The sequence below is a fragment of the Luteimonas soli genome (genome assembly GCF_042648865.1).
GTDB lineage: Bacteria > Pseudomonadota > Gammaproteobacteria > Xanthomonadales > Xanthomonadaceae > Luteimonas > Luteimonas soli.
Map to the genome: position 1 here is coordinate 1 of NZ_JBHRYA010000002.1, position 6,344 is coordinate 6,344.

Annotated in this window: 9 protein-coding genes and 1 pseudogene; 8 read left to right on the forward strand and 2 right to left on the reverse strand. The window is 66.7% G+C overall.

Annotated features, from left to right (window positions below):
• The first annotated feature begins 160 nt into the window (after nucleotides 1-160).
• The 3 genes from ACFONC_RS03090 to ACFONC_RS03100 are packed head-to-tail and all read left to right on the forward strand — an operon-like array spanning nucleotide 161 to nucleotide 1,743.
• Nucleotides 161-589, forward strand: coding sequence for a hypothetical protein (locus ACFONC_RS03090; RefSeq protein ID WP_386742232.1), 429 nt, complete (start codon nucleotides 161-163; stop codon nucleotides 587-589).
• Nucleotides 586-1,251: an ankyrin repeat domain-containing protein gene (locus ACFONC_RS03095; protein ID WP_386742233.1), complete on the forward strand. Its 666-nt coding sequence runs from the start codon at nucleotides 586-588 to the stop codon at nucleotides 1,249-1,251. Before ACFONC_RS03090 ends, ACFONC_RS03095 begins: the two co-directional genes overlap by 4 nt.
• Before the next feature lie 18 nt (nucleotides 1,252-1,269).
• On the forward strand, nucleotides 1,270-1,743 hold the full coding sequence (locus ACFONC_RS03100; protein WP_386742234.1) for a hypothetical protein: 474 nt from the start codon (nucleotides 1,270-1,272) through the stop codon (nucleotides 1,741-1,743).
• Between the two features lie 7 nt (nucleotides 1,744-1,750).
• On the opposite strand, the pseudogene ACFONC_RS03105 reads toward ACFONC_RS03100, so the two are convergent.
• Nucleotides 1,751-2,173, reverse strand: a pseudogene (locus ACFONC_RS03105) (JAB domain-containing protein); the annotation flags it as partial.
• A 282-nt stretch (nucleotides 2,174-2,455) separates the two neighbouring features.
• The gene (locus tag ACFONC_RS03110; RefSeq protein ID WP_386742236.1) at nucleotides 2,456-3,499 is read right to left on the reverse strand and encodes an Mbeg1-like protein; all 1,044 of its coding nucleotides are present in this window, start codon (nucleotides 3,497-3,499) and stop codon (nucleotides 2,456-2,458) included.
• Nucleotides 3,500-3,731: 232 nt separating this feature from the next.
• Between ACFONC_RS03110 and ACFONC_RS03115 the strand changes: the two genes are divergently transcribed.
• From ACFONC_RS03115 to ACFONC_RS03135, 5 genes are all read left to right on the forward strand, one after another.
• On the forward strand, nucleotides 3,732-3,959 hold the full coding sequence (locus ACFONC_RS03115) for a hypothetical protein (protein ID WP_386742237.1): 228 nt from the start codon (nucleotides 3,732-3,734) through the stop codon (nucleotides 3,957-3,959).
• 261 nt (nucleotides 3,960-4,220) lie between these two features.
• A complete protein-coding gene (locus ACFONC_RS03120; protein WP_386742239.1) occupies nucleotides 4,221-4,808 on the forward strand; it encodes a M48 family metalloprotease in 588 nt (195 codons plus the stop codon).
• Between the two features lie 19 nt (nucleotides 4,809-4,827).
• Nucleotides 4,828-5,226: a hypothetical protein gene (locus ACFONC_RS03125; protein ID WP_386742240.1), complete on the forward strand. Its 399-nt coding sequence runs from the start codon at nucleotides 4,828-4,830 to the stop codon at nucleotides 5,224-5,226.
• 17 nt (nucleotides 5,227-5,243) lie between these two features.
• The gene (locus ACFONC_RS03130; RefSeq protein WP_386742241.1) at nucleotides 5,244-5,654 is read left to right on the forward strand and encodes a hypothetical protein; all 411 of its coding nucleotides are present in this window, start codon (nucleotides 5,244-5,246) and stop codon (nucleotides 5,652-5,654) included.
• Between the two features lie 36 nt (nucleotides 5,655-5,690).
• A partial coding sequence (locus tag ACFONC_RS03135; RefSeq protein ID WP_386742242.1) for a hypothetical protein occupies nucleotides 5,691-6,344 on the forward strand: 654 nt, incomplete at its 3' end.

Consider the following 6,344-nt stretch of genomic DNA (forward strand, 5'->3'; position numbering starts at 1 on the left):
GGCATGGCAGCTGCGGGGAGCCTGGAAATGCGTTCGGTGCGAGTGCGCACCTGCGGGGCGCAGCCCGGACGCGAGCCCTCGCCGAAGGCCCGGCGACGGGCCTGGGGAAACAGGCTATAGTGACCTTTCGCCGCCACGGGGCGGCCCGATGGGAACGGCAATGACGACTGAAACCGAGGTTCAGAAGCGCATCGCGGCGATCTTGGACGATGCGGCGCGGGGCAGGGGATCGGACTACGCGATCGCGACCTGCAGGGCCGCGATCGACAAGCTGTGGCAGGACGGACACATCACCGCCGAGCACCGCGAGGCGCTGCTGTTGCACGTCGGCAACCTGCTGGTGAAGTGGACGCCGGAGTTGGTGAAGAACTACCTCGCCAACACCGAGCGCGAGCTGGCGATGGGCGCGTTGAGTCAGGTCGAGCTGCAGGAGCTGGGAACGGTCCTGCTGCAGCTGGTCGGCGAGCAGCTGGTGACGGTCGAGGAGGCGCTTGCGTTGCAGACGCGGGCGCTGGTCGCGCCGCTGGCGGTTCCGCCGGCGGAACCGGCGCCGATCATCGGCCGCATCGGGCCGAGGTCGACGACGTGAGCCAGGTCACGGCGCTGGACGTGTTCGGCGATGAGCGCGTTGCGGCCCTGGCCGATGCGGCGGCCGCCGGCGACAAGCAAGCGGTCGCCGAGCTGGCCCGGGCAGGGTGCAACGTCAACGCCCGCGGCGATCGCGGCGTCAACCTGGTGCAGTGGGCGTTTCTGCATCAGAGCAACGCCGGCATGACGGCGTTGCTGTCGGCGGGCGCCGATCCAAGCGCGCCGGACGATCACGGCAACACCGTGATGCACTACGCGGCCGCGGCGGAGAATCCGGCGATGATGACCGCGCTTCTGGAAGCGGGCGTGTCGCCCGACCTGCGCAATCCGGTCAAGGGCGAGACGCCGTTGTTCACGGCGATCATGCACGACCGCGAGCCGCAGTTTCAGGCGCTGCTCGCCGCCGGCGCCGACGTCGATGCGGCCGATGCCGCCGGCAATCGGCCGCTGCACCAGGCGGCGAAGGTCAACGATCCGCGGCGCGTGCTGGTCCTGCTCGAGGCCGGCGCGGATCCGCGAGCGATCAACGGCCAGGGCGTGACGTTCCAGCGGTATCTCAACGCGATGGACGATGCCTTGCGCACGGCAGCAGTACGCGATGCGAAGGCCGCCGTCGACGGCTGGCTGCGTCAACAGGGAATAGGCGTCGAAACCGGAGCCTGAACCGTGGGGAAAACTCACGTGTGGACAGCCGCGCAGCTGGCGCGGCTGGGGAAGGTCTATGACCACGAGCTGGCGTCCGAGTTGGGCGTCAATGCAGAAACCGTGCGCAAGGAACGCCAGAGGCGCGGCATCAAGCCGCTGCGCGTGGCTGCTGCGAAGCACAGGCAGGTCGATCGACTCGTCGGGAAGCTGCCCGACGTGGAGATTGCGGCGCGGCTGGGCGTGTCGGCGGCGGTGGTCTATCGCCGGCGAAAGGCGGTCGGCGCGGCCCGAGGCGAGCCGATTGAAAGCCCGCGCGTTCCGCGCCGCGTGTGGACGCTGCAGGAGGCGCGTGCGGTGGCCGTCGAACACGGCGGCACCTGCATATCGCGCAAGACCGGATCGGTGTTGCGCTGGCGATGCGCCGAAGGCCATGTGTTCGAGGCGACCGCGCACCGCGTCATCCGCCGGCGCCAGTGGTGCGGGCGGTGCAGCGGGCAGGTGAAGGATTGAGGCTGGGTTAGACCCAGCCTCGCGCGGCCATCGAGACGGGCGCGCCCTCTGCACCGACCACGAAGTGGTCCAGGAGGCGGACGTCGACGAGCGCCAGCGCCTGCTTGAGCCGCGCCGTGACGGCGCGGTCTGCAGCGGACGGTTCGGGATTCCCCGACGGATGGTTGTGACCGACGATGACGGCAGCCGCGTTGTGGATGAGGGCGAACTTGACGACTTCGCGGGGGTGGACCTCCGCGCCGTCGATGGTGCCGGCGAACAGGTCCTCGACGTGCAGCAGCCGGTGCCTGGTGTCGAGGAGCAGCACCGTGAAGAACTCCCGGTCCCGCCCTGCGAGGCGGTAGCGCAGCAGCTGCCCGGCTTTGGTGGGATCCGACAGGAGATCCCCGTCGTTGATCCTGCGACGCAAGATTTCCTCGGCCTGCGCGAGGATTTCGTATTCCGCGGCTTGCGTGTCGTTGTTCCAGAGCGAGTGGTTTTCCATGCTGGTCTCCAGGTGCCGGAAGTGGCGCGTGGGACGTGTATTCGCGACGCCGGCGGCGGATGCACCCGCAGGGCCGCAACGCAGTGGAGGAGCGCCAGCTTGCATCCGCCGGCGGCATAGCGAGAGTCCCAGTCTTAGCGCCGCCGGTGCCTGGTGCATGGAGAACCCTTGGAACGACGACGGCCGCCCGAAGGCGGCCGCTGGCGCAGTTGGCGGTGATGCGCAGGATCAGCGTTCGGGACCGGCCTGTGCAGTTGCAACCGCCAGCTGCTGCGCCTGCTGTTTCGGGGCCGGGATCTGCTCGCCGCGCTCGATGCGCCGTGCCAGGTTCTCGCGCATCGCAGCCATGAGCCGGTCCTTCGACGGCTGGGCCATGCCCGAGGCTTTCGCCTCGGCCGCCTCGAGGAGCTTGTAGGCGTTGGCCAGGCCGGGGAACTCCCGGACGGCCTTGCCCGCCGGCTCCTTGCGGAAAGCGGCGGCCATCGCCGCCTGCTTCGGGTCGCCGTGGGGCAGGGCGGCCTCGGCGACCGTGACGCGGCTGAGGTCGGCCGCGTCCATCGACCGCTGCACGGCGGTCATGGAGTGCTTGGTGAAGCTCCAGGCCTTTTCTGGATCCTCGATCTTGATTTCCGCGCCGTGCGCCTTCGGCACAAGCGGCAGCTTGTTGAGCCGGTCGAGGATCTCGCCCTGGACGACGTACTTCCGCACCAGGCCTGCCTCGGCGGCCTCGCGGAAGCCTTGGGGATCGACGCCGGCGCGTTCGAGTGTGTTTTTGTGAACGCCGGCCGGATTGAATGTGACGCAAGGCGTATTTGTCGAGGCCGCAGCGATCACGGCGAGGCCGCCGCCAAGCGAATGCCCGGTTAGCATGAGCTTGTCGCCGTACTGGACCTTGCACTCCTGGGCGAAGGCAGCGGCCTGGCGGTATTGGGCCGTGTCCATGCCGAGCCCTTGAGCGAAGTTGGTGAGCCAGTCGCGGGTTTCGCGTTCGCTGCCGGCGAACGCGAGGACCGCCTTCTCCCCATCGGTGAACACCGCGGCCTTGAAGCCAGACGTGGGATCGGGTTTCGAGGTCGGGCCGATCCCGGCCGGGATGACCGATATGGCGGCGTCGAAGTCGCGCCGCCAGCGGCCAACCTGCTGAACGCCCTGGTCGTAGACCGCGGCGGCGAGGTCGGCAAGGTCGCGGTCGATAGGCTGGGGCAGGGGTGATAATGTAGTCATGTCGGAGGGGTGAATCCGGCAGGTATCCGGGGAGGATTGTTGCAACAATCGTAAAGCATTAGTTGCAAGGGTGCCCTTTGGAGTGGTAATCAAGGAACACGGCTGGGCATCAGCCGCTCACAGGTGAGGTCGAGAGATGAAAAGGAACGTTCTGCTGATTGTGGCGTGTCTGGCCGTCACGTTCACTGCCTTCAGCGTTAGCGCGGCCAAGAAAGTCGATCGAGAGCAGGGCGACGGTGGCGGAACTTCCGGCCCGACGCAACCTGCGGATCCGACGCAGATGAGCGACAAGACCCGCTGGGCCTGCGAAGTCGCGATGTGCATGTCGAACCCGGCCGGCCCGATGGCCGTTGCCGAGTGCGTTCCGCCGATCCAGAAGCTGCAGCGCGAGCTGGCGAAGGGCCATGCGTACCCGGTGTGCCCGTTCGTGTCGAGCGGTGGCGGCGGTGGGGACAACGGTGGCGGCGGCGACGACGGCCGCGATCGCACCCGGCAGCAAATCCAGTAGGCGGGCAGGGCGCACTAGCGCCCTGTTCGGCGTTCCTACAGGGGGATCATCGTGAGCTTGGCCCGTTCTACGCATTACAACGGCGGCGCTGTCTTTCAGGCAGCGTCGCCGCTTGCGTTTGCGGCGAGAGAAACCGCCGAAGGCCTGGGCGAGGATGGAAGCCCGGAGGGCCGAGACAGCGGAACGCTGGCTCGGTTTACGACAGCCGTATCCGCGCGTGTCGCGGATCGCCCCCAACATCAGCGTGAGGCCCTACCGTCGATGGAAATGCAGGATCGAGAAAAACTGCACGCGATCGCGCAGCAGGAATACACGCAAATCCGCGAGAAAGTCCCGAGCAAACTTGCGGTGTTGTCGAGCCCGAAACTCCTGGTGCTGCCGGAAAAATTCATGGCGCGCATGGGCGGAGCTGCGGCGATTTATTTCTGGCTTTGCGTCAGCCCGACGCTACTCGAAGCGCCGAAAGACGTTCGACAAGCGGTCATCGCGCACGAATGGGGACACATCGCGAGCGGTCATTGCAATGCAACGATCGGCTCGCTCGTGGGCGCACTGCTCTACGTACTGATTTCACTTGCCACGCCGCCAGGAAGTTTCTGGCCGCTGGTGAACCTGGTCCTGCTCGGCTTGATGTTCTCGGCGATCTTTTGGGCGCTGCACGGGCACCGCGAACTGGAAGCCGACGAGAAAGCGGCGGACGCGGTGGGCGCGGCCAACATGGCGCATGGCTTGCGCTGGATCATCGACCGCATGCGCAACGGCGAGCAGACCGACCTGGTGAAGGAACGGCTGCGCAGGCTCGATGCCCGCGCGGCCGCGGAAGCGGGCGCGCAGGCGCAAGCCGCTTGAAAAGGGCCCTGGAGACGACATGAACCCGTCATTGAAGCAAGCCCCCAAGGATCCGAAAAGCCACCCCAGCCTGCTGGACGCGCTGGGCAGCTACAAGACAGCGTGGATGGTCGCAGGGGCGATGGTGCTTTACGCAGCCAGCCCTAGCGATCAGGCGATCCATCCGTTGCGCCAGGCAGCGCAAATAGGAATGCCGCTCCTCCTCGTACTCGCCACGATCAACACGGTCTTGCTCGTGGCGCAGACCAAGAGGTTTTTCCCTGTGCTAATTCTTTGCGAGAGCTTGTTCCTGCTGAGTGCAGCCGCGGTGTTCGGGCCTGGCACCAGCGCACCAGCGATCCTCGCTGCGATGCTGTGTGTCGTCGCTTGGCGGCAGATAGACATGGCAGTCGAGCGGCGATCCAGAATTGAGCTGTAATTCTTATGAACCCGGCAATGAAGCGAATCCCCGGCCTGCAGCTGCTCCGCGAACCGAAGCTAGGCCACGTGGCCACGCTCCTCGGCATGCTCATGTTCGCGAGCGTCCACCGCGGCGCCGAGGCGCTGAACGCCGCGCAGGAGCTGCAGGTCAACACCTTCGCCGCGATCGGCGCGCTCGCGCTGCTGGTGGCGATGGGCCTGGGCTTGGTGCAGCTGGTACTCCACAACGCACGGATCCCGCTGTTGGTCGCCTTGGGCGGCACGGCCGCGGCGATCTACGTGCCGTCGAGCTGGGCGCTGGCGCTGCTGGCGTTCGCGCTGCTGCTGCCGCTGACCGTGCTGGCGACTACGCCGAGCACGGCGCGGTTGCGAGCGACCAGGCTGCGCGAGAGCGGCACCGGCGACCCGCCGGAAAACCGCGCGTAAGTTATTGATTTTATTACATAAGTATGATTATGCGAAATGGACACGGACGCCCTTAAATCCCCTCGCTACCCGCCCCTCGCGCTGCGCCACTGTGCTATTGGGTCATTGTGCTTGACGCGGAAAAATCGCGGGCGTAACCTGCGATTGTTCCAACAATCAGCGCGGGAAATTATGGACAATCGGGGCCGCTTCGTTCTTGCTTTCGCCGCCGCAGCGATGCTTTCGCTGGGCTTTTCCGCGCCCGCGCTGGCGCAGCGGGCCGCGTCGCAGGTGTACCTGCCGGCGAAAGCCGGCGTGCCGGACTCGGCGCGCACGGCCGAGGACTCGCAGCGGCTTATCGACCAGGTGGCGGCCGAGGCCAATGCCCGGACCCGTGCTGGCCAGCCGGCCGAGGACGTGGAGGCCTGGATGGCGACGCAGTTGGAGCAGGCGGGGATGACCGTGGAGAGCGCCCCGCCGGCGTGGGATGTGTTCGGCAGCGCCAAGTGGGAACAGGAAAATCCGGGGGCGGATAGTGCCGACAATCGCGAGCCAAACCAGGACGGAATCGCTACCATCGACGGGTTCAACAGCAGGAATCCCGTCGATGGGCGCTATGAGCAAACCGAAGCAAAAGAAGACCCGCAATTCCGTGACGAAAAAGGCTCGCGACAAGAAGCCGCCACCGGCGAAGCCGGCCAAGGCAGCTCG